22 protein-coding genes are annotated in these 22141 nt (G+C 47.2%); 21 read left to right on the forward strand and 1 reads right to left on the reverse strand.

Features of this window, described 5'->3' with window-relative positions; translation table 11 throughout:
* Positions 1–3 precede the first annotated feature (3 nt).
* Both fliI and fliJ read left to right on the forward strand, forming a co-directional pair.
* The gene (gene fliI, locus AACR11_RS13880; RefSeq protein ID WP_005448368.1) at positions 4–1323 is read left to right on the forward strand and encodes a flagellar protein export ATPase FliI; all 1320 of its coding nucleotides are present in this window, start codon (positions 4–6) and stop codon (positions 1321–1323) included.
* Between the two features lie 6 nt (positions 1324–1329).
* A complete protein-coding gene (gene fliJ / locus AACR11_RS13885) occupies positions 1330–1773 on the forward strand; it encodes a flagellar export protein FliJ (RefSeq protein ID WP_005448369.1) in 444 nt (147 codons plus the stop codon).
* A 28-nt stretch (positions 1774–1801) separates the two neighbouring features.
* Here fliJ and AACR11_RS13890 read toward each other — a convergent pair whose 3' ends face one another.
* Positions 1802–2116, reverse strand: coding sequence for an NIPSNAP family protein (locus tag AACR11_RS13890; protein WP_029790273.1), 315 nt, complete (start codon positions 2114–2116; stop codon positions 1802–1804).
* Between the two features lie 261 nt (positions 2117–2377).
* Between AACR11_RS13890 and AACR11_RS13895 the strand changes: the two genes are divergently transcribed.
* The 19 genes from AACR11_RS13895 to AACR11_RS13985 all read left to right on the forward strand — a co-directional run bounded on the left by AACR11_RS13895 (position 2378) and on the right by AACR11_RS13985 (position 22130).
* Complete coding sequence (locus AACR11_RS13895) at positions 2378–4492, forward strand: flagellar hook-length control protein FliK (protein ID WP_079324806.1); 2115 nt, start codon at positions 2378–2380, stop codon at positions 4490–4492.
* A gap of 39 nt (positions 4493–4531) precedes the next feature.
* Complete coding sequence (gene fliL, locus AACR11_RS13900) at positions 4532–5032, forward strand: flagellar basal body-associated protein FliL (protein ID WP_029790275.1); 501 nt, start codon at positions 4532–4534, stop codon at positions 5030–5032.
* 7 nt (positions 5033–5039) lie between these two features.
* Positions 5040–6086: a flagellar motor switch protein FliM gene (fliM, locus tag AACR11_RS13905; protein ID WP_005448375.1), complete on the forward strand. Its 1047-nt coding sequence runs from the start codon at positions 5040–5042 to the stop codon at positions 6084–6086.
* A gap of 100 nt (positions 6087–6186) precedes the next feature.
* Positions 6187–6597 (forward strand): flagellar motor switch protein FliN, encoded by a 411-nt coding sequence (gene fliN / locus AACR11_RS13910; RefSeq protein ID WP_005448377.1) that lies wholly within the window; start codon positions 6187–6189, stop codon positions 6595–6597.
* 1 nt (position 6598) lies between these two features.
* On the forward strand, positions 6599–7012 hold the full coding sequence (fliO, locus tag AACR11_RS13915) for a flagellar biosynthetic protein FliO (RefSeq protein WP_005448379.1): 414 nt from the start codon (positions 6599–6601) through the stop codon (positions 7010–7012).
* The gene (fliP, locus tag AACR11_RS13920; RefSeq protein ID WP_017817802.1) at positions 6999–7868 is read left to right on the forward strand and encodes a flagellar type III secretion system pore protein FliP; all 870 of its coding nucleotides are present in this window, start codon (positions 6999–7001) and stop codon (positions 7866–7868) included. The genes fliO and fliP overlap by 14 nt, the downstream gene beginning before the upstream one ends.
* A 27-nt stretch (positions 7869–7895) precedes the next feature.
* Positions 7896–8165 (forward strand): flagellar biosynthesis protein FliQ, encoded by a 270-nt coding sequence (fliQ, locus tag AACR11_RS13925; protein WP_005433008.1) that lies wholly within the window; start codon positions 7896–7898, stop codon positions 8163–8165.
* A gap of 8 nt (positions 8166–8173) precedes the next feature.
* Positions 8174–8956 carry a flagellar biosynthetic protein FliR gene (gene fliR / locus AACR11_RS13930; protein ID WP_079324796.1) on the forward strand — a complete coding sequence of 261 codons (783 nt, stop codon included), beginning with the start codon at positions 8174–8176 and terminating at the stop codon, positions 8954–8956.
* A 9-nt stretch (positions 8957–8965) separates the two neighbouring features.
* On the forward strand, positions 8966–10096 hold the full coding sequence (gene flhB / locus AACR11_RS13935) for a flagellar biosynthesis protein FlhB (RefSeq protein WP_005448387.1): 1131 nt from the start codon (positions 8966–8968) through the stop codon (positions 10094–10096).
* 226 nt (positions 10097–10322) lie between these two features.
* Complete coding sequence (flhA, locus tag AACR11_RS13940; protein ID WP_005448388.1) at positions 10323–12422, forward strand: flagellar biosynthesis protein FlhA; 2100 nt, start codon at positions 10323–10325, stop codon at positions 12420–12422.
* Between the two features lie 29 nt (positions 12423–12451).
* Positions 12452–13963, forward strand: a complete 1512-nt coding sequence (flhF, locus tag AACR11_RS13945) for a flagellar biosynthesis protein FlhF (RefSeq protein WP_005448389.1) — start codon at positions 12452–12454, stop codon at positions 13961–13963.
* A 14-nt stretch (positions 13964–13977) separates the two neighbouring features.
* Entirely contained in the window at positions 13978–14865 is an 888-nt protein-coding gene (locus tag AACR11_RS13950) for a MinD/ParA family protein (RefSeq protein ID WP_009696006.1), read from the forward strand.
* On the forward strand, positions 14858–15592 hold the full coding sequence (locus tag AACR11_RS13955; protein WP_005448391.1) for an RNA polymerase sigma factor FliA: 735 nt from the start codon (positions 14858–14860) through the stop codon (positions 15590–15592). The genes AACR11_RS13950 and AACR11_RS13955 overlap by 8 nt, the downstream gene beginning before the upstream one ends.
* A gap of 45 nt (positions 15593–15637) precedes the next feature.
* Complete coding sequence (gene cheY / locus AACR11_RS13960) at positions 15638–16006, forward strand: chemotaxis response regulator CheY (RefSeq protein WP_017635949.1); 369 nt, start codon at positions 15638–15640, stop codon at positions 16004–16006.
* 119 nt (positions 16007–16125) lie between these two features.
* The gene (locus AACR11_RS13965; protein ID WP_005448392.1) at positions 16126–16866 is read left to right on the forward strand and encodes a protein phosphatase CheZ; all 741 of its coding nucleotides are present in this window, start codon (positions 16126–16128) and stop codon (positions 16864–16866) included.
* A gap of 9 nt (positions 16867–16875) precedes the next feature.
* Positions 16876–19122, forward strand: coding sequence for a chemotaxis protein CheA (locus AACR11_RS13970; RefSeq protein WP_029790278.1), 2247 nt, complete (start codon positions 16876–16878; stop codon positions 19120–19122).
* Positions 19123–19151: 29 nt separating this feature from the next.
* The gene (locus AACR11_RS13975; RefSeq protein WP_029790279.1) at positions 19152–20267 is read left to right on the forward strand and encodes a protein-glutamate methylesterase/protein-glutamine glutaminase; all 1116 of its coding nucleotides are present in this window, start codon (positions 19152–19154) and stop codon (positions 20265–20267) included.
* An 8-nt stretch (positions 20268–20275) separates the two neighbouring features.
* Positions 20276–21055 (forward strand): ParA family protein, encoded by a 780-nt coding sequence (locus AACR11_RS13980; RefSeq protein ID WP_005448395.1) that lies wholly within the window; start codon positions 20276–20278, stop codon positions 21053–21055.
* Positions 21045–22130, forward strand: a complete 1086-nt coding sequence (locus tag AACR11_RS13985; RefSeq protein WP_079324798.1) for a chemotaxis protein CheW — start codon at positions 21045–21047, stop codon at positions 22128–22130. The genes AACR11_RS13980 and AACR11_RS13985 overlap by 11 nt, the downstream gene beginning before the upstream one ends.
* Positions 22131–22141: the final 11 nt, after the last annotated feature.

The raw sequence follows: 22141 nt of genomic DNA on the forward strand, positions 1-22141 counted from the left end.
TTCATGCAAGCCTTGGCCGACCGTTTAAAAAACTACAAAATCGAAGGGCTAACCACGCGCCCAGTTGCTTCAGGTAAGCTCGTTCGCGTTGTAGGCTTGACCTTAGAGGCGACAGGCTGTCGTGCTCCGATTGGTAGTTTGTGTCTAGTCGAGACCATGTCCGGTCATATGGAAGCAGAGGTCGTGGGCTTTTCTGGTGATAACCTTTTCTTAATGCCGAGTGAGCAAATCACGGGCATTTTACCGGGCGCGAAAGTGACGCCCTTAACCAGTGAAGCCGGTTTGCCTGTCGGAATGGAACTGCTTGGGCGTGTGATTGATGGTGTGGGTAACCCACTTGATGGTCTTGGTCCTCTTTACACGGAGCATCGAGCTTCGTTCAATGCCGAACCAATAAACCCCCTAGCACGTAAACCTATTTCTGAGCCGCTTGATGTCGGCTTAAAAGCCATTAACGGTTTGTTGACCGTAGGTAAAGGCCAACGTATCGGTCTGTTTGCTGGTTCGGGTGTTGGTAAATCGGTCACACTCGGTATGATGACGCGAGGCACGACAGCACAAGTCGTTGTCGTTGGTCTGATTGGTGAACGTGGACGCGAAGTAAAAGAATTCATCGAAGAGATTTTGGGTGAAGATGGACGCCGCCGTTCTGTGGTGGTGGCTGCACCTGCCGATGCTTCTCCTTTGATGCGTTTGAAAGGCTGTCAAACGGCACTGACGATTGCCGAATACTTCCGTGACCAAGGACTAGATGTTCTCCTACTAATGGACTCTCTGACGCGTTTTGCTCAAGCACAGCGTGAGATTGCATTGTCTGTGGGTGAGCCGCCTGCAACCAAAGGTTATCCGCCTTCGGTATTTGCTAAACTGCCAGCGCTGGTGGAACGCGCTGGTAATGGTGGTGATGATCAAGGATCAATTACCGCTTTCTTTACTGTTTTGACCGAAGGTGACGATCTGCAAGATCCGATCGCCGATGCATCACGTGCGATCCTAGATGGTCACATTGTGTTGTCTCGTGAAATGGCGGATGCAGGTCATTATCCAGCCATTGATGTTGAGAAATCGGTGAGTCGTGTTATGCCGCAAATCACCACTGAAGAGCATGTATTGATGTCGAAAGCGGTCCGTCAGGTGTTGTCGATTTGCCGTAAGAACCAAGATCTGGTATCGATTGGCGCTTACAAACCGGGTACTGATCCTGCTATCGATGGCGCGTTTACCCTCAAGCCAAAACTAGATGAATACTTGCAGCAACGCATGAAAGAGTCTGTGCCTTATGACATGTGTGTCAATATGTTGAAGAGCATCTTGGGTGGGTAATAGCGCATGAATAACGCCATGGAGTTCCTACTTGATCAGGCAAAAGAGCGCGAAGACCAAGCAGTATTAGCGCTCAATAAAGCCCGCACAGAGCTAGAAGATTATTACCGCCAAGTTGAGCAGATTGAAAAGTACCGTTTAGATTACTGCCAGCAACTGGTAGATCGTGGTATGGCAGGACTCACTGCGAGCCAATACGGTCACTTGAATCGCTTTTTAACCCAGCTTGATGAAACGCTTTCCAAACAAAAGCAAGCCGAAAGCCACTTTAAAGAACAGGTGGTTAACTGCCAAGATTACTGGTTAAACATGCGTAAAGAGCGTATGTCTTATGAGTGGATGATCGAAAAGCGCGAGAAGGAAAAGCAAATTGCGGAAGCCAAGCGCGAACAAAAGCAGATGGATGAGTTTTCTACCTTACTGTACAGCCGGAAACCGCAACGATTCTAAATGTTCTTACTCTCGATGTTGGCGTAGATTACATTTCTACCGATTCCAACAAGGTCACTTTGACGGAATCTTGCTCAATTAACTCAAACACTTTTGGTCGAATTTCTCGAATCCACCACTCGTTGTAGGTTTCGGCGTAAAGTGTTTGGCGTGCTTGTTCACTGTCAAATTCGCGCAGCCAAACAAAGTAGTCATGTCCATCTTCGCCTGTATGAACATACGTGTTTAATACGCGCATGCCTTTGGAGCGTTGATAGGGAAGTAATTCGTCCTTCATCCACGTTAACCATTGCTCTGTTTTGCCAGTTTTGATTTTGTATTGGCGTAATTCTGTGACTTTCAAAGCGATTCCTTAAAGGTTGAGCGAGGTTTTTATTTACTCCTCAACGACTCTGTAGTCAAATTAATAAAGTCACTAGATTTACGGCAAGTTTGATCTTTGTTCCATCCGTATCCCTTCTTTACTCCGTCAGAAATTCCACACTATAGGTTGGCGTGATTTTTGCAGTTTAACCGACAGTAACGGGTCTCATGACCCAAGTTTGCCGCCAATGAGCAATCCGACAGCGCCATGCTCAACGCTGCCGATAACGAGAGTTTCTATATGAATGTGAATTTATCTAATGTTTCTGCAACCAGTAAGGTCTCGGTCTCCGATTCTTCGAATAAAGTTGCTGCAGAAGACCCTGAAAGCAAAGGTTTTTTTGAAACCTTAGCAGGGGTGTTTACCGATTCACAAAAATCAGAAAAAGCCGTCGCAAAACCTGATGCGTCAGAAGCTTCGGCAGAAACCACAGATGACGCTGCAAAGGTAGCATCGGTAAGTTCAGAAGGTGAGAGCCAAGAAAAAGTCGTGGCAGACGGTGAAAAAACAACATCGTCAGAGTCCACCGATGCGCTGCTGACACATAATCAGTCAACGAAGTCGTCAGAGGGGGCAGATAATGAGCAAGCTGCCAATTCAGAAAAACCAGGCTCGGCAGCAAAAGTGGCTGCGGTAAATTCGTCGGTAGACGGGCATGTTGTGAAAAGTGAAGACGGGTCTGAGTCTGTATCGGCTCCAGCGACATCATCAACGACAAGCCAAACTCAAAACGCAAAAGTTGCTGATACAGAACAAGTTCAAAGTGCTCATGTAAAAAACGCGATGGGAGAAGGTGAGCAACTTCTTGGTCGTATAGAACAGGCCAACCAGACTCTTAAACCTACTGAGTCTTCAGTTGATAGCGGCAAAGCCTTGCCACCAGAACTTAATGTTACACAAGCAGGGAACGATAAGGCGCAACGTGTACCACTCACTCCTGAGCAGCAGGCGATTCTTGCTGCTAAGTCTATCCAGCAAGGGGAAGCAGTTTCTTCGACTGGTAATGAGAAGGTCGTATTCGATGCTAATGGTAAGCCTGTCGTCGTTGCTTCTAAAGACATGACTGAGCAACAAGCCTCAAACCTAGTGCAACAGCAAACAAGTGCTCAAGCTTCTGGGCAAATCGATTGGAATTCACCTAGTGCGCAAGCTGCCCATACGGAAGCAACGGTGAATGCAACTACGCAAGCCGCAGTGAATGGTCAAGTCGTTGCGCAAGGCGTGCAACCTCAAACAATGCAAGGCGCTGAAGTATTTGCTGGTGCTGAAGCACTAACCGCTTCGGCTGCACTACAACAAGGCTTATCTGGTGACGTAGAAGCGGTACCTGTTAAACGAATTACGCTTGATGAGTTACACATCATCGATACCAAACTGGCACAAGGTAAACCACTTTCAAAACAAGAAATTGATGTGATTGAAGGGTTAAAAACGGGTGAGTTAGTTGCGGATATTCCAGAACAAGATCTTGCTCAGTTTGTCGCCTTGCCAAGTGATGTTAAAGCTGCGATGGTGGAGCATCAGGTGGCCCACACTCCGACTCGTATTGCAGCATCAGCAGTGGCGGCTCAGCAAGCACATCATATTGTTGCTCAGGACGCTAAACACGCAGTCGCACATGCCACTGCGCAGCCAGCCGTGGCGACCAACGTTGATAAAGCTGCTATGTCAGCCATGCCAGAAGCTTTGGTTACTGCAAACATGAATCCGACCGCGCACGCAACATCAAGCGCAGAGTTGAGTAAGAAAGTTATGAACGCGAGCCTTGCAGCCGGTGCGCTGAAAGGAGCAAGCAGTAAACAAGATAAGTCAGAACTACAACATGGACTGGCGGGGCAACTTCAAGCTGCAGCAGGTCAACAAGGTGTGACGACTCAGCAACAAGCGCGAGTGGATGCAGCTCAACAAGCCCAACTGCCTTTGCAGCTTACCAAAGAGCTCGCTAATGACCAGGTGGCAGAAAAAGTACAAATGATGATGTCGAAGAACTTGAAAAACCTCGATATTCGTCTTGACCCACCTGAGTTAGGGCGCATGCAAATTCGCATGACAATGAACAACGATCTCGCTAACGTGCATTTTACAGTGGCGAATCCACAGGCTCGTGATTTGATCGAACAGACAATGCCACGCCTTCGAGAGATGCTGGCACAACAAGGTATGCAGTTGGCGGATTCTTCTGTACAGCAGCAGAGCAGTGGACAGCAGCAAAGTGGTTACGCAAATGCTGAACAGAATGGTCAAGGCGGGCAAGGTCGTGGATTTTCTGGTCAGTCAGATGAAAACTTTGATGCCGACACGAATCTTGATTTGAATGTCGTTTCAAAGCGTGATGGAATTAGTTTTTACGCATAAAATAGCGGTCTAGAAAAAGCAGAACAATAAGAGACAGTAATGGCAGAAGAACAGTTACAAGGTGCGGATGCGCCAAAAGGAAAAAGTAAATTACTGATCATCATTATCGCAGTGGTGGTTTTGCTGGTTGGTGGTGGTGCCGCCGCTTTCTTCTTAATGGGCTCTGATGAGCCAGCGCAAGCGGAGCAGACCGAGGAAGCACAAGCGCAAACAGCGGCTGAGCCGATCGCTTATGTGAATATCGCGCAACCCTTTATTTTTAACGTGACGGGCGACCGTCGTGACAGACTGGTACAAATCAAAGCGCAATTGATGGTGCGTGGCAGTGAAAATGAGCAATTAGCTCGTTACCACTCTCCGTTGATTGAGAGTTCATTGTTGTCAACTTTTGCATCGGCAACCGTTGAGCAGCTTCGTTCCCCTACGGGACGTGTTGAGCTGCGTGACCGCGCTTCTGACGATATCAAAGCTGCACTCAATGCTGCTGTTGGTAAGCCAGTGATTGAAAAAGTACTGTTTACAGATTTTGTGATTCAATAGGTAAAACGTGACCGATCTATTAAGCCAAGACGAGATTGATGCGCTTCTGCATGGGGTTGACGATGTCGATGACGTTGATGAACCCATAGATAACGACACCGAAGGTGCCGTCAATTTCGATTTCTCGTCTCAAGACAGGATTGTACGTGGTCGAATGCCGACGCTCGAACTTATCAACGAGCGTTTTGCACGACACATGCGTATCAGCCTGTTTAACATGTTACGTAAAACCGCTGAGGTCTCGATTAACGGCGTACAGATGATGAAGTTTGGTGAATACCAAAATACTCTGTACGTTCCAACCAGTTTGAACATGGTGCGTTTCCGTCCACTAAAAGGTACGGCATTGATCACCATGGAAGCGCGTTTAGTCTTCATCTTGGTAGAAAACTTCTTTGGCGGTGATGGTCGCTTCCACGCCAAAATTGAAGGTCGTGAATTTACCCCAACTGAACGTCGCATCATCCAACTTCTATTGAAGATTGTTTTCGAGGACTACAAAGAAGCGTGGTCGCCGGTCATGGGGGTGGAATTTGAGTACCTTGATTCAGAAGTAAACCCAAGCATGGCGAACATTGTCAGCCCGACTGAAGTGATTGTCGTAAGCTCATTCCATATTGAAGTGGATGGCGGCGGTGGTGACTTCCATGTGGTGATGCCGTACTCAATGGTTGAGCCTATTCGAGAATTGCTCGATGCTGGTGTTCAATCTGACAAGATGGAAACCGACGTTCGTTGGAGCTCTGCACTGCGTGAAGAGATCATGGATTGTCCGGTTAACTTCCGCGTCAATCTGCTTGAGAAAGACATCTCCCTACGTGACTTGATGGAGTTGCAACCGGGCGATGTGATCCCGATTGAAATGCCAGAACATGCGACCATGTTCATCGAAGATTTACCGACTTACCGCGTGAAGATGGGACGCTCTGACGACAAGCTTGCGGTGCAAGTTTCTGAAGAAATTGAACGCCCACACGTAGTGAAAACCGATTTAGCCTTCTTAGGTAAAGACATTATGTCTGAGCTTGAGAATGACGACGATACAGACGATTAAGAAATCCTTACTCCCTAAGTCGCAACAGCTGCTAGTACTCACACAACAGGGACAAAGCAAGCTCACAGTGCGCAAGTAAGGTTTAACACAGGACAGAAAAATGGAACCGAGTGACGATCAAAAGCTAGCAGACGAATGGGCAGCCGCTCTTGGCGAGGACCCGTCTGCGCCTTCAATTGATGTTGATGAAGTATTGGCAGCGCCACTGGAAGAGTTGAAAGACACCTCTAGCCCAATCTCTGATGATGAGCGTCGTAAACTCGACACCATCATGGATATCCCCGTGACTATTTCGATGGAAGTCGGTCGTTCGCAGATCAGCATCCGTAACCTATTGCAATTGAACCAAGGTTCGGTTGTGGAGTTGGACCGATTGGCTGGTGAGTCGCTCGATGTATTGGTTAACGGTACTTTGATTGCTCACGGTGAAGTCGTGGTCGTCAACGATAAGTTTGGTATTCGTCTTACTGACGTGATCAGCCAAACTGAACGCATTAAAAAGCTACGCTAATATGAGTAGTTCAATCAAAACTCGATTGAAGCAAATCACGGGAGCACTTGGCTTAATGCTAAGTGCTCCTTATGCATTTGCTGCCGCGCCAAGCAACTTAGATTTGGCGACGACACTGGGCTCTTTGGTGCTGGTTATTGGTGTGATTCTTCTGCTCGCTTGGATGCTAAAACGCATGCAAGTACCAGCATTGGGTCAACAAAAAGGGCTGCGTATTATTAGCCAGTTACCGGTTGGTACTAAAGAACGAATTGCGGTTGTTCAAGTAGGGGAAGAGCAGTTCTTGGTTGGTATTACTAGCCAATCCATTCAAACGCTTGCCAAACTTGAAACGCCACTGAAAGAGGAAGAGTTGGCCACCGGCGCTTTTGCTAGCCAGTTCAGCCAGCTAATAAAAAAACATGACAAAGGATAATTCAATCCGCCTGATGTTCAGCGTGTTTGTGCTGATGGTCGGAATGCTGTTTTCTTCACTTTCGTTTGCTCAGGCAGAGGAGTCGCCGCTACCTGCTAACCTCGCTCAAGGTGACAGCGTGACCGTGAAAGCGATGGAAAGTGAATCAGGCTCAAGTCGCACTATGTCGGTGACCAATGGGGGCGGTATTCCTGCTTTCACTATGACCACCAACGCCGATGGCAGCGAAGATTACTCGGTTACCTTACAAATCCTTGCGTTGATGACGATGCTTGGCTTCTTGCCAGCGATGGTGATCTTGATGACCTCGTTCACTCGCATTGTGGTCGTGATGTCGATCTTACGGCAAGCCATGGGTTTGCAACAGACGCCTTCCAACCAAGTCATCATCGGTATTGCGCTCTTTCTTACCTTTTTTGTCATGTCACCGGTGTTAAATGAGATCAACGATAAAGCGGTTCAGCCTTATTTGAATGAACAAGTGACGGCGCGTGAAGCCTTTGATGCGGCTCAAGTGCCGATGAAAGCGTTCATGCTCAAGCAGACTCGAATCAAAGATTTGGAAACTTTCGTCAATATGTCTGGCGAAGAGGTGACAAACCCAGAAGATGTGTCGATGGCGGTGTTGATTCCTGCTTTCATTACTTCTGAGCTTAAGACCGCTTTCCAAATTGGTTTCATGCTGTTCTTACCATTCTTGATCATCGACCTAGTTGTTGCGTCGGTGTTGATGGCTATGGGTATGATGATGCTATCACCAATGATCGTATCGCTACCATTTAAGCTGATGCTGTTTGTGCTGGTGGATGGGTGGAACCTGATATTGTCGACACTCGCCGGCAGTTTTGCCCTTTAGATTGGCACAGAGAGAAGAGGGTAAGACATGACTCCTGAAATGTTTGTCGAGCTTTTCCGTGATGCACTTTGGATGGTGCTGATCATGGTCTGTGCCATTATTATCCCAAGCTTGCTTATCGGTCTTGTTGTCGCGATTTTCCAAGCGGCAACCTCTATCAACGAACAAACGTTGAGTTTCTTACCTCGTTTGATTGTGACTTTATTGGCGTTGATGTTATTTGGTCACTGGATGACGCAGATGTTGATGGAATATTTCTTCGGTCTGATTGAACGTCTTCCACAGGTGCTCTACTAGAGGCGCATATGGAGTATCCTACCGATATAGTCCTCGACTGGATCGCGAATTACTTCTGGCCCTACACACGTATCTTTGCCATGTTGATGGTGATGACGGTGACAGGGGCACGTTTTGTCTCGCCTCGAATTCGACTCTACCTAGGTTTAGCGATCACTTTTGCCGTTGCTCCGGCGATTCCAGCTGTGCCGCAGGATATTGAGCTGCTCTCTTTTCGTGGTTTCATGACTATTGCGGAACAAATCATAATTGGTGTTGCGATGGGCATGGTGACCCAGTTTATGATTCAAACCTTTGTTCTACTTGGTCAGATCTTGGGTATGCAATCGAGCTTGGGTTTTGCGTCCATGGTCGACCCAGCGAACGGCCAAAACACACCTTTGCTTGGTCAGCTGTTTATGTTTTTAGCAACCATGTTCTTCCTTGCTACCGATGGGCATTTGAAAATGCTGCAACTGGTGGTGTTCAGTTTTAAAACCTTGCCGATAGGTTCTGGCTCGCTTAATGCGGTGGATTTTCGCGAAATGGCGGGCTGGCTTGGCATCATGTTTAAGACCGCTTTGAGTATGTCGTTGTCCGGCATTATCGCGCTGCTTACGATTAACTTATCATTTGGTGTAATGACCCGTGCCGCGCCTCAGTTGAATATCTTCTCGCTTGGTTTTGCGTTTGCCTTGATGGTCGGTTTATTGCTTTGTTGGTACATTTTGGCGGGTTTGTACAGTCATTATGAATTGTTCTGGGCAGTGGGTGAGGAGCAGATTTGTAACCTCATTCGCTTAGATTGCTAGGAGGCTGGATTGGCAGAGTCAGACGGTCAAGAACGCACCGAAGAAGCCACGCCCCGACGGTTACAACAAGCCAGAGAAAAGGGACAGGTTGCTCGGTCTAAAGAGCTCGCATCAGCATCGGTATTGATTGTTGGTGCTATCGCCTTAATGTGGTTTGGCGAGTCTTTGGCACGCTCGTTGTTTTCCATTATGAGCCGCTTATTTGATCTCAAACGCGATGAGATTTTTGATACGGCTAAGTTGTTCGATATTGCATTTGGTGCGATGGGCGATCTGCTGTTTCCGCTTTTTCTTATCCTCATTACCTTGTTTATTGCTGCTATGATTGGCGCGGCTGGTGTGGGGGGCATTAGCTTTTCTGCTGAAGCGGCGATGCCAAAACTCTCCAAAATGAACCCGCTTAGCGGCTTAAAGCGTATGGTGGGCATGCAGAGTTGGGTAGAGCTTATCAAGTCCATCTTAAAAGTCGCACTTGTGACGGGAATGGCGATATACCTCATCCAAGCCTCACAAGCGGATTTGATTCAACTTAGTATGGACGTGTATCCGCAGAACATATTCCATGCGCTGGATATCTTGCTTAACTTTATTTTACTGATCAGTTGCTCGTTGCTTATCGTTGTTGCGATCGATATTCCGTTTCAGATTTGGCAGCACGCCGATCAACTAAAAATGACTAAGCAAGAAGTCAAAGACGAATACAAAGAGACCGAAGGTAAACCGGAGGTCAAAGGTCGTATTCGTATGCTGCAACGAGAAGCGGCTCAGCGTCGAATGATGGCTGATGTCCCTCAGGCGGACGTTATCATTACCAACCCGGAGCACTTTTCCGTCGCACTGCGTTATAAACAGAAAACCGACCGTGCGCCTGTAGTGATCGCCAAAGGTACCGACCATATGGCGATGAAGATTCGAGAAGTGGCGCGCGAACATGACATTACTATTGTTCCTGCTCCACCTTTGGCGCGTGCGCTTTACCACACCACAGAGTTGGAACAAGAAATCCCAGATGGACTGTTTACTGCCGTAGCACAAGTGCTCGCGTTTGTGTTCCAACTTAAGCAGTATCGCAAACGTGGCGGTCAACGACCTAAGATTCAAGATTATGACCTGCCTATCCCTCCTGAACATCGCCACTAATGAAAATAATTGCATTGATGGATTAGACAAAAATTCACATTAGATCAAAGGATTGTAATTTCTTTGAGCAACTAGTCATTATTTTGGCGTTAATCATGGTACACACATTGCTTATATCGCCCTAATCAACAACAATACCTAAACTTTTAGGCGAAAGCTGTCGCGTAATACTAATAGTATGTTTGTACTAACGTGATGCTCCAGACCGATTGAGACACCTCGCAGTATGAAGTTAAGCCTGCCTTTTGCAGATAAATTACCACGAATCCCACAGCGCTCCATGCCTGCCATTGGTGCGCCTGTTATGGTATTGGCCACCCTTGCAATGGTGGTACTACCCATACCAGCGTTTCTGTTGGATTTGTTCTTCACTTTTAACATCGCCTTAGCCATGGTGGTGTTGTTAGTGACCGTTTACACACGTCGTCCACTCGACTTTGCGGCTTTCCCAACGGTGCTGCTTATTGCAACCTTATTACGTCTGGCGTTGAACGTTGCATCTACTCGTGTGGTACTGCTTTATGGTCATGAAGGGGGTAACGCTGCGGGTAATGTTATCGAAGCGTTTGGTAACGTAGTTATCGGTGGTAACTACGCCGTCGGTCTTGTGGTCTTCCTCATCTTGATGATCATTAACTTTATGGTTGTTACCAAAGGTGCTGGTCGTATTTCTGAGGTAAGTGCTCGCTTTACCTTGGATGCCTTACCGGGTAAGCAGATGGCGATCGATGCGGACTTGAACGCCGGTTTGATTGACCAAGACCAAGCGCGTTTACGCCGTTTTGAAGTTACCAAAGAAGCCGACTTTTACGGTTCAATGGATGGTGCATCAAAATTCGTAAAAGGTGATGCGATTGCAGGTATCTTAATCCTGTTTATCAACATTATTGGCGGTCTGTCGATTGGTATGGCGCAATATGGTTTGGGCTTCTCTGAAGCGATGCAAATCTATACCTTGCTGACCATTGGTGACGGCTTGGTGGCGCAAATTCCATCGCTATTACTTTCTATCGCTGCGGCGATGATGGTAACGCGTCAAAATACCGATGAAGATATGGGTGAGCAGCTGATTTTTCAGATGTTCGACAACCCAAAAGCATTGATGATTACTGCTGCTATCCTTGGCGTGATGGGTATCGTTCCGGGCATGCCGCACTTCTCGTTCTTGTCACTGGCGGCAATCGCGGGTGGTGGTGCCTATTGGCTGGACAAAAAACAGAAACAAAAAGCCAAAGAGCCAGCATTACCAGCGAAAGCTGAAGATGGCAGTGAGCCGATCTCTCAACGTGAACTGTCTTGGGATGATGTGCAACCCGTCGATATCATCGGTCTAGAAGTTGGGTACCGTTTGATTCCTTTGGTTGACCGTGACCAAGGCGGTGAGTTGCTAGAACGTGTAAAAGGGGTACGTAAGAAGCTTTCGCAAGATTTTGGTTTCTTGATCCCTGCGGTTCATATTCGTGACAACCTTGAGCTGACACCTAATAGCTATCGTATCACGCTAATGGGAGTTGCCGTTGGTGAGGCAGAAATTCGCCCAGACCAAGAACTGGCGATTAACCCTGGACAGGTTTACGGCATGATCGAAGGTGAGCCAACCATGGACCCGGCATTTGGTCTGGAAGCGGTTTGGATTCGTGAAGAGCAGCGTGAACATGCTCAAGCGTTAGGTTACACGGTGGTTGACTCTTCAACCGTGCTAGCGACGCATTTAAGCCAATTGCTTACCAATAACGCGTCGCAATTGATTGGTCACGAAGAAGTACAGAACCTATTGGAAATGCTAGGGCGCAGTGCACCTAAGTTGGTTGAGAATTTTGTCCCAGACCAACTTCAGCTTGGTGTGGTAGTGAAAGTACTGCAAAACTTACTTAACGAAGCCATTCCGATTCGTGATATTCGAACCATTGTGCAAACCTTGGCGGAGTACTCAAGCAAGAGTCAAGAACCTGACATTTTGACTGCTGCCGTTCGTATCAGTTTGAAACGTCTAATTGTTCAGGAAATCAATGGTATAGAGCCAGAGTTACCAGTGATAACGCTTATACCTGAACTGGAACAAATATTGCATCAAACAATGCAGGCATCAGGTGGCGAATCTGCTGGTATCGAACCGGGATTGGCAGAGCGACTTCAGTCCTCTCTGAGCCAAGCGACACAAGAGCAAGAACTGAAAGGGGAACCTGCGGTTCTGCTGACATCTGGTGTATTGCGTTCAACACTGGCTAAGTTCGTTAAGAACACAATACCTAACCTCCGCGTACTGTCTTACCAAGAAATACCGGACGAGAAACAGATCAGAATTGTGCAAGCGGTGGGCAACTAAGCCCTTCGCATCATTAATGGATTCATAGTTTGAAAATTAAACGATTTTTTGCCAAAGACATGCGAACTGCGTTGCTCCAAGTGAAAGAAGAACTTGGCGCAGAAGCGGTGATCATGTCGAACAAGAAAGTGGCGGGCGGTGTAGAGATCGTTGCAGCGATTGACGGTGAGTCTAACGCAGCACCAACCTCACAAGCGCAATCGCTTCCTAACCGTGGCGCAGCTCAATCAAATCGTTATAGCGAACAACGTCAAATGCCGTCATCTGCTTCAGAGCGTTTCCAAGATCGCCGTTTAGATGATGACAGAATTAGCCTAAACGCGAACAAAGATAAATCAGGCTCAATGACGCAACGTTTCGCGAACATGCTCAAGCAATACAGCAGCGGTGCAGCCGAGTCAGATGACCATGTCGCAGAGAATGAAGATTCTTTGTCCGCATTGCTGCAGCGCCAAAATAAGCACCGTGAAAGCTATAACCAAGAGAAACCTGCGCCTTACCAACCAGACTCGCCACTGGCGAAACTGATTGCGCAAGACAACCGATTTGACCGCCCAACTCCTAAGTTGGATCCAACGCGCTATGACCGTCGCCGTCCATCGGATGAACGCGATGACTCTGCCGATGAGCTAGAGAACATGCGTGAAGAGATGACGTCGATTCGTCGTTTGTTGGAACATCAAGTGTCGGGTTTGATGTGGCAAGAGGTCGAACGCCGCGAGCCATTAAGAGCAATGCTGATTAAGCGTTTGGAGCGTATGGGTGTTTCACCTGAACTTGCCGACCAAATGGCTTGCTACATTCCAGAAGATACGAAACCAGCGCGAGCGTGGAAAGCACTGCTGTCTCTTGTGGCGGATCAGATCAACATTCCGAAACAAGACATTCTGAAGCGTGGCGGTGTCGTCGCATTACTTGGTCCAACTGGAGTGGGTAAAACGACTACGGTGGCTAAGTTAGCGGCACGTGCGGCAATGGAGTTTGGTGCCGATAATGTTGCCCTTGTGACAACGGACACATATCGTATAGGTGCACATGAGCAGCTCTCAATTTATGGAAGAATTATGGGTTGTCCTGTAAGAGTTGCTAAAGATTCTAACGAGTTAGCCGATGTTATATATCAGCTACGAAACAGAAGACTGATTTTGGTCGATACGGCAGGGATGGGGCAACGAGACGTAAGACTCTCTGAGCAGCTCGATACCTTAATGCAAGAAAGCGGAGAAGTGATTCACAGCTACCTTGTTTTGCCAGCTACTGCACAACGTCGAGTTCTGCAGGAAACTCTGGATCACTTCCGACGCATTCCGCTGTCGGGTTGTATTTTGACTAAGCTTGACGAGTCGTTAAGTCTAGGCGAATTCATCAGCGTGGTGATTCAGAACGCGATGCCAGTGGCATACATTGCCAACGGTCAGCGCGTACCAGAAGACATTGTGATAGCACAACCAAAATACATGATTGCGAAAGCAAATGAACTGTTAGAGAAGTCGACAGAGAACGAACCTCACTTTTGGAATAGTGATAACGAAGGACTCTAGGGCGGCGGACTACTATGACTGAGAATATGATACACGATCAAGCAAGCGGCCTCCGTCGCTTAACACAACCATCATTGACTAAAGTAATCGCTGTTACTGGCGGCAAAGGTGGTGTGGGTAAATCAAACGTAACACTGGGTCTGGCGATCTGCATGGCACGCCAAGGCAAAAAAGTGATGGTTCTCGACGCAGATTTAGGTCTAGCTAATGTGGACGTTATGCTCGGAATTCGTTCAAAACGTAACCTAGGGCATGTCCTTGCGGGTGAATGTGAGCTAAAAGATGCGATTGTTGAAGGCCCTTATGGTATAAAGATAGTCCCTGCAACTTCTGGCACACAAAGCATGACTGAGCTGTCTCACGCTCAACATGCTGGACTCATCCGTGCATTTGGTAGTCTTGAAGAGGAAATGGACGTACTGTTGATTGATACAGCTGCGGGCATTTCTGACATGGTGATTAGCTTTTCACGAGCAGCTCAAGATGTTGTGGTTGTGGTTTGCGATGAGCCAACTTCAATCACTGATGCATATGCATTAATCAAGCTGTTGAGTAAAGAACACCAGGTTCAGCGCTTCAAAGTTGTTGCAAATATGGTCAGAAGCTACCGTGAAGGCAGAGAATTATTCGCAAAGTTGACTCTAGTCACAGAGCGCTTCTTGAATGTCAGCCTTGAACTCGTAGCATGTATTCCATTGGATGACAAAGTACGTCAAGCCGTGAAAAGACAGAAGATCGTTGTGGACGCATTCCCACGTTCTCCTGCGGCTTTAGCGATCAGCTCATTAGCGAACAAAGCACTAACGTGGCCACTACCTAAAACACCAAGTGGACACCTAGAGTTTTTTGTGGAAAGGTTGCTAAATCGTACTGAATTCGCAGAGGACCCTTTTGGTGAATAAAGCGATTACCTATAACCAACATGGCAAATTTAATAGCCAGCAGGCGTTCATTGAACGTTACTCGGTGTTGGTTAAGCGTATTGCTCACCACCTGTTAGGCCGTTTACCGCCGAGTGTTCAGGTAGAGGATTTAATTCAGGCCGGCATGATCGGTCTTATCGAAGCTCAGCAGAATTATGATGGTTCTAAAGGTGCGAGCTTTGAAACGTATGCGGGTATCCGTATTCGCGGTGCAATGTTAGATGACATTCGCAAAGGCGACTGGGTACCTCGTTCTGTTCATAAGAACAATCGCGAAATTAACCAAGCGATCGCAGAGCTGGAAGGTGTACTAAATCGCGACCCATCTGATGCTGAAGTAGCAGCGCATCTTGGTATGACACTAGACCAATATCATAGTGCTCTCACCGATATAAACTGTTCAAAATTAGTGGGAATTGAAGATTTAGGCGTCTCTGATGATGTGATTTCACCGGCTGATGAGACCGATGACAGCAACCCGTTTAAGGGCGTAGCTGATGAATCGTTCAGAAAAGCACTGGTTGAATCAATAAAACAGCTTCCAGAGCGTGAAGCTTTAGTACTTTCGCTTTATTATGACGAAGAACTCAATTTGAAAGAGATTGGCGATGTGTTGGGTGTGAGCGAATCTCGCGTAAGCCAAATACTGAGTCAAGCGATGCAACGTTTACGCACCAAGCTCAGTGCGTGGACACAAAATGACTAAACACACTGATTTTACGATTCAGTGGAGGCAATTTTGAATAAAAACATGAAGATCCTTATTGTTGATGATTTCTCAACAATGCGCCGTATTGTTAAAAACCTGCTTCGTGACTTGGGTTTCAATAACACTCAAGAAGCGGACGATGGTTTAACTGCATTACCTATGCTGAAAAAAGGTGACTTCGACTTTGTTGTAACCGACTGGAACATGCCAGGTATGCAAGGCATCGACTTGCTGAAACACATCCGTGCTGACGCTGAACTGAAGCACTTGCCTGTGCTAATGATCACAGCGGAAGCAAAGCGTGAGCAGATCATCGAAGCAGCGCAAGCAGGCGTTAACGGCTACATCGTTAAGCCATTTACAGCTGCAACGCTTAAAGAAAAATTAGATAAAATTTTCGAACGTTTATAACTCTCTCTTTCTCTTTGTTAATCGAGTCATCACTTCTAATACCTACTACTAAAGGGTGGCTCGCTTGACGTTTAAAAAGCGATAAGAAAGAACTAAACGTAAAAAAGGGTCTATTCAGGATGATCTCACTAGAGCAGGCGAAGTCGCTCGTTCAGATGCTAGAAAACGGGGAACAGGACCAAGCCAATGAGCTTGTTGCCTCGATATATGAAAGCGATGGGAATCCGATGCTAAAAGAAATCGGAACATTAACCCGCGACCTTCATGATTCACTTAAGCACTTCAACATCGATCAACGCATGACAGAAATTGCGAAAGCGGAAATCCCGGACGCAAGGGACCGTCTGCAATACGTGATTGATAAAACTGAGTTGGCAGCGAATAAAACGATGGATGCGGTTGATTGCTGCTTACCTATCGCCGACAACCTGCATGAGTGCCTTCAACAAGTTCGCCCTCAGTGGAACGAACTCATGCACGGACGCATCGAATTAAGCGATTTCAAAGCACTTTGCCACCGTATCGATGGGCTGTTAGTTCAAGTCGAAGGCGATAGCACTGAATTGCGCGGTCAGCTGACCGAAATTCTTATGGCACAAGACTTCCAAGACTTAACGGGTCAAATCATTCGCCGCGTGATCACGCTTGTCAATGAAGTGGAAGATCGCCTGGTTGAGATCTTGACCGTGTTTTCTGGAAATAAACCAGAAGAACAGACTCAAGTTTTGCCAGAACCGTCAGATAAAAAGATTAAACAATCAAGCGAAGCAGAAGGCCCGATTCTTCACCCTGAACTCAGGGAAGATGCGGTTTCATCGCAGGACGAAGTCGACGACTTGTTGTCCAGTCTTGGATTTTAAAGGTAACGTATGAGCTACGATTTAGACGAAGATATTCTTCAGGACTTTCTAATTGAGGCTGGGGAAATTCTTGAGCTGCTGTCTGAGCAGTTGGTTGAACTGGAAAATAATCCAGAAGACAAAGATCTCCTAAACGCGATTTTCCGCGGCTTTCACACTGTAAAAGGTGGTGCAGGCTTCCTATCATTGGCAGAGCTGGTTGACACTTGTCACGGTGCTGAGAACGTGTTCGACGTATTGCGAAACGGTCAGCGTTCAGTCACGCCAAGTTTGATGGACACCATGCTAAAAGCGCTTGATACGGTTAACCATCAATTCCAAGCGGTTCAAGACCGTGAACCACTGGATGCAGCCGATCCTGCACTGTTGGAAGAACTTCATCGTTTATGCAAACCTGAGTCTGAAGACGAAGTCGTTGCGGCGGTTGAAGTGCCAGTTGCTGAGCCAGAACCAGTTATTCCAGAGCCAGTTATCGAACAACCAGCAGCGCCAGTAGAAGCAGCACCTTCTAGCGTGGGTTCTGTTGATGAAATCACTCAAGACGAGTTTGAGAAACTGCTGGATGAGTTACACGGTAAAGGTTCTGCTCCGGGTGCATCTGCGCCAGCAGCACCAGTGGCTCCAACGCCAGTAAGTGCACCTTCATTAGACAGTGGTGATATCACTGATGATGAATTTGAACGTCTTCTTGACGAGCTGCATGGCGTAGGTAAGAGCCCATCGGCATCAGAAGTGGCACCAGTAGAAACGCCTAAAGCGCCAGAGCCTGCTGCTCCTACTGCGTCAGCATCAACTGACGGCGATCTGATGACCGATGAAGAGTTTGAAAAACTTCTCGACGAATTACATGGTTCGGGTAAAGGTCCATCTATCGAAGAGTTAGATTTTGCGACTAAACCAGCATCAGAAAATATTACGCCTGAAGCGCCAAAAGCAGCTCCAGCTCCAGCACCTCAGCCTGCTCCAGTAGCGGCTGCGCCTTCTCCAGCGCCAGCTCCGGCACCTAAGCCAGAAGCAAAACCGGTTGCAGTAAAAGAAGAAGCAAAAGCAGCAGCGCCTGCGGTTAAGAAACCACAAGCAGAAGCCACAGTGCGTGTTGATACTTCAACTCTAGACACCATCATGAACATGGTGGGTGAGCTTGTATTGGTGCGTAACCGTCTACTAAGTCTTGGTTTAAATAGCAACGACGAAGAAATGTCGAAAGCAGTAGCAAACCTAGATGTTGTTACCGCAGACCTTCAAGGTGCGGTAATGAAAACGCGTATGCAGCCAATCAAGAAAGTGTTTGGTCGCTTCCCACGCGTTGTTCGTGACTTGGCGCGTAACCTAAATAAAGACATCGTGCTTGAAATGCGCGGTGAAGAAACCGATCTTGATAAAAACCTAGTAGAAGCACTTGCAGATCCATTGATCCACTTGGTGCGTAACTCGGTTGACCATGGTATCGAAATGCCAGACGACCGCGCGAAAGCGGGTAAATCTCGTACTGGTAAAGTGATTCTGTCTGCATCGCAAGAAGGTGACCATATAGAACTGGCTATCGTTGACGATGGCGGCGGTATGGATCCAAATAAACTCCGTGGTATCGCAGTAAAACGCGGCATGATGGACGAAGACGCAGCAGCACGCTTATCGGATAAAGAGTGTTTCAACCTCATTTTTGCACCAGGCTTCTCGAGCAAAGAGAAGATTTCTGATATCTCTGGTCGTGGTGTAGGTATGGACGTGGTTAAGACGGCGATCAACACCTTGAACGGTTCTATCGATATCGATTCAGAGTTGGGTAAAGGCACTAAGATCACCATCAAAGTACCACTGACGCTTGCGATCCTACCAACACTAATGGTTGGTGTTGGCGGTCATCCGTTCGCACTGCCTCTTGCATCGGTTAATGAAATCTTCCACTTAGATCTTAGCCGTACCAACGTTGTTGATGGTCAACTAACCATTATCGTACGTGATAAGTCTATCCCACTGTTCTACCTACAAAACTGGTTAGCTTCTAAGTCGCCACGTGTAGAAGAGCGCATTGGTCATGGTCATGTTGTTATCGTTCAAATTGGTAGCCAACGTGTCGGCTTTGTGGTGGATACATTGATCGGTCAAGAAGAAGTGGTTATCAAACCACTGGATAACCTATTGCAAGGCACGCCAGGTATGGCAGGTGCAACGATTACCAGTGACGGTCACATCGCATTGATTCTTGATGTGCCAGATCTACTTAAGCAATACGCTGCAGCTTCGCGCATTTAAGCGAAGCTGGAGTTGAAAAAAGGAATAAGATGGCGATTAAAGTACTAGTCGTTGATGATTCGAGTTTTTTCCGTCGTCGCGTTAGCGAAATCATCAACTCAGAATCGCGCCTAGAAGTGATAGACGTTGCGGTTAATGGCAGAGAAGCGGTTGAGAAAGCCAAAACTCTAAAACCTGACGTCATCACTATGGATATTGAAATGCCAGTCATGGACGGTATTACTGCCGTGCGTGAAATTATGGCTACGTCTCCTACGCCAATCCTAATGTTTTCGTCCCTGACTCATGATGGGGCGAAGGCTACGCTTGACGCACTAGACGCTGGTGCATTGGACTTCTTACCGAAGAAATTTGAAGATATTGCTCGTAACCGTGATGAAGCGGTATCGCTACTCCAACAACGTGTCATTCAAATTGCTTCTAAGCGCGCATTTATGCGTCGCCCAATGGCGAAACCTGCTGCGACTGCACCGAGCTCAACAACTCGCCCATTAGCATCACGCAATACTGCGCCTGTCGCAGCAACTGCAAGTCGCCCTGTGGCAGCAAAATACCGCGCTTCAGGTAAGAAATATCAGTTAACAGCTATCGGTACTTCCACTGGTGGTCCTGTTGCTCTGCAAAAAATTCTGACTCGTTTACCCGTAAACTATCCGCATCCAATTGTGCTGATCCAACATATGCCAGCTACTTTTACTGCTGCTTTTGCAAGTCGTTTAAATACGCTTTGTAAGATCCAAGTAAAAGAAGCTCAAGATGGTGATGTATTGCAAGCTGGCGTTGCCTATTTGGCGCCAGGCGGTAAGCAAATGATGATCGACGGTCGTGCAGGTGCTGCTCGTCTGCGCATTATCGATGGCGGCGACCGCATGAACTACAAACCTTGTGTGGATGTTACGTTTGGCTCTGCTGCAAAAGTATACGGTGACAAAGTATTGTCGATGGTACTGACAGGTATGGGGGCTGACGGTCGTGAAGGCGCACGCATGTTGAAATCAGCAGGCTCAACAATTTGGGCTCAAGATGAAGATAGTTGTGTGGTTTACGGTATGCCACAAGCGGTTGCGAAAGCGGGCATCTCTACAGAAGATTTACCTCTCGACCGCATTGCGGAACGCATGTTGGTAGAAGTGGGCTTAGCGTAGGAAAGATCATGATCGTTTGGAGTGTTGCTAACCAAAAAGGTGGGGTAGGGAAAACGACATCAACTGTGACGTTGGCTGGGCTATTGAGCCAAAAAGGTCATCGTGTATTGATGGTTGATACAGACCCTCATGCGTCACTGACGACTTACCTTGGTTATGATCCGGATGCAGTAACGTCGAGCTTGTTTGATTTGTTCCAATTGAAGACGTTTTCACGTGAGACAGTAAAGCCGTTAATCGTCGAGACAGAACTTGAAGGAATGGACATCATCCCGGCACATATGTCACTTGCAACGCTTGACCGCGTGATGGGAAACCGCAGCGGCATGGGCTTGATCTTAAAACGAGCGCTTCAAGCCGTAGCAGAAGATTATGACTATGTGTTGATCGACTGCCCGCCAATTCTTGGCGTAATGATGGTCAATGCGCTAGCAGCCAGTGATCGTATCCTTATCCCTGTTCAAACTGAGTTCTTAGCGATGAAAGGTCTTGAGCGTATGATGCGCACTTTGACCATTATGCAGAAGTCTCGTCCAGGTGGCTTTAAAGTGACGATCGTACCAACCATGTACGATAAGCGCACAAGAGCTTCGTTGCAGACACTGACTCAGCTTAAGAAAGATTATCCGAATCAGGTATGGACTTCTGCGGTGCCGATTGACACGAAATTCCGTGATGCAAGCTTAAAGCATTTACCAGCATCACACTTTGCTTCTGGTAGTCGTGGTGTGTTTGCTTACAAGCAACTGCTGATTTACTTGGAGAGGTTGGCGTTCGATGAGCAATAACGACGTACTTTCCAGTGAACAGGCGCTCGATGATTACTTCAGCGCATTGCTTGGCGAAGAGGTCGAGGTCATTGAGCAAGAAGAAGAGCTTGACTTACTCGTTCAAGAACTATCATCTGCAGAGCCAGAGCCAGAGCCAGAGCCAGAGCCAGAGCCAGAGCCAGAGCCAGAGCCAAAATTACAAATACAATACGCGGAACCAGAGTCGTACCAATACAGCGATACTTACTCACCTGAGTTAGAAGCGCCTAATTTGGAAGACGTTCAACGATTGTTAAGCCAGCTGGAATCCACCAATGTAGTGGCAGAGTTGGATATCGATGACATTTTGGATCAAAACACGATTGATATCGCAGCCGAAGCTAAATCAATCGAACCAGAAATTGAAATCGAAGCTGCGGCAGTTGCCGTGGATGAAATTCAAGAGTGGGATATCGAAGAAGAATTGATTCCTGCTGTTGAGACCGAGCAGCCAGAACCAGTTTGGACTCAACCTGAAACTGAAGCGTTTGAGCCTGAAGTTGACGTTGAAGCCGATGTGGAAGTCGAACAGCACATTGAGACAGAAGCCGAACTGGAAACGGAAACAGGCTCACTGTTGCCAAACACTTGGGAAAGCACGCAACGTAGCGAAGATTTTCAGGTGCTGTACTTTGATGTTAATGGTGTGACATTTGCCGTTCCACTTGATGAGCTCGGTGGTATCCATCAAATTACGGAACTGAACCATTTGATTGGTCGTCCTGCATGGTACCTAGGTTTGCAAACCAGTCGTGAGCAACAATTTGATGTTGTCGACACTGCGAGGTGGGTGATGGCTGATAAGCTTCATGACGAAGAGTACAAAGATAACTACCAATACGTCGTTATGCTTGGTGAAAGCATGTGGGGGTTGGCAAGTAACCAATTAATGGGTACTGAGACTCTCAATATCGACAAAGTCCGTTGGCGTGAACAAGCAGGTAAGCGCCCTTGGCTAGCGGGCATGGTGAAAGAAAAAATGTGTGCTTTAATTCATGTCCAAGCACTTATAGACATGCTAAACGCTGGTTTAGATGTAAAATCACTGAATTAGATTTTTGGTCG

It is taken from the genome of Vibrio sp. L85, from assembly GCF_963871815.1.
Lineage (GTDB): Bacteria > Pseudomonadota > Gammaproteobacteria > Enterobacterales > Vibrionaceae > Vibrio > Vibrio harveyi.

Coding starts and splice junctions, on each gene's coding strand:
- fliR (WP_079324796.1), top strand. CDS start 8,174: ATGGAGTATCCTACCGATATAGTCCTCGACTGGATCGCGAATTACTTC.
- AACR11_RS13970 (WP_029790278.1), top strand. CDS start 16,876: ATGAGCTACGATTTAGACGAAGATATTCTTCAGGACTTTCTAATTGAG.
- AACR11_RS13895 (WP_079324806.1), top strand. CDS start 2,378: ATGAATGTGAATTTATCTAATGTTTCTGCAACCAGTAAGGTCTCGGTC.
- fliQ (WP_005433008.1), top strand. CDS start 7,896: ATGACTCCTGAAATGTTTGTCGAGCTTTTCCGTGATGCACTTTGGATG.
- fliP (WP_017817802.1), top strand. CDS start 6,999: ATGACAAAGGATAATTCAATCCGCCTGATGTTCAGCGTGTTTGTGCTG.
- fliL (WP_029790275.1), top strand. CDS start 4,532: ATGGCAGAAGAACAGTTACAAGGTGCGGATGCGCCAAAAGGAAAAAGT.
- AACR11_RS13980 (WP_005448395.1), top strand. CDS start 20,276: ATGATCGTTTGGAGTGTTGCTAACCAAAAAGGTGGGGTAGGGAAAACG.
- fliN (WP_005448377.1), top strand. CDS start 6,187: ATGGAACCGAGTGACGATCAAAAGCTAGCAGACGAATGGGCAGCCGCT.
- fliJ (WP_005448369.1), top strand. CDS start 1,330: ATGAATAACGCCATGGAGTTCCTACTTGATCAGGCAAAAGAGCGCGAA.
- fliI (WP_005448368.1), top strand. CDS start 4: ATGCAAGCCTTGGCCGACCGTTTAAAAAACTACAAAATCGAAGGGCTA.
- AACR11_RS13975 (WP_029790279.1), top strand. CDS start 19,152: ATGGCGATTAAAGTACTAGTCGTTGATGATTCGAGTTTTTTCCGTCGT.
- fliO (WP_005448379.1), top strand. CDS start 6,599: ATGAGTAGTTCAATCAAAACTCGATTGAAGCAAATCACGGGAGCACTT.
- flhA (WP_005448388.1), top strand. CDS start 10,323: ATGAAGTTAAGCCTGCCTTTTGCAGATAAATTACCACGAATCCCACAG.
- cheY (WP_017635949.1), top strand. CDS start 15,638: ATGAAGATCCTTATTGTTGATGATTTCTCAACAATGCGCCGTATTGTT.
- AACR11_RS13950 (WP_009696006.1), top strand. CDS start 13,978: ATGACTGAGAATATGATACACGATCAAGCAAGCGGCCTCCGTCGCTTA.
- AACR11_RS13985 (WP_079324798.1), top strand. CDS start 21,045: ATGAGCAATAACGACGTACTTTCCAGTGAACAGGCGCTCGATGATTAC.
- AACR11_RS13965 (WP_005448392.1), top strand. CDS start 16,126: ATGATCTCACTAGAGCAGGCGAAGTCGCTCGTTCAGATGCTAGAAAAC.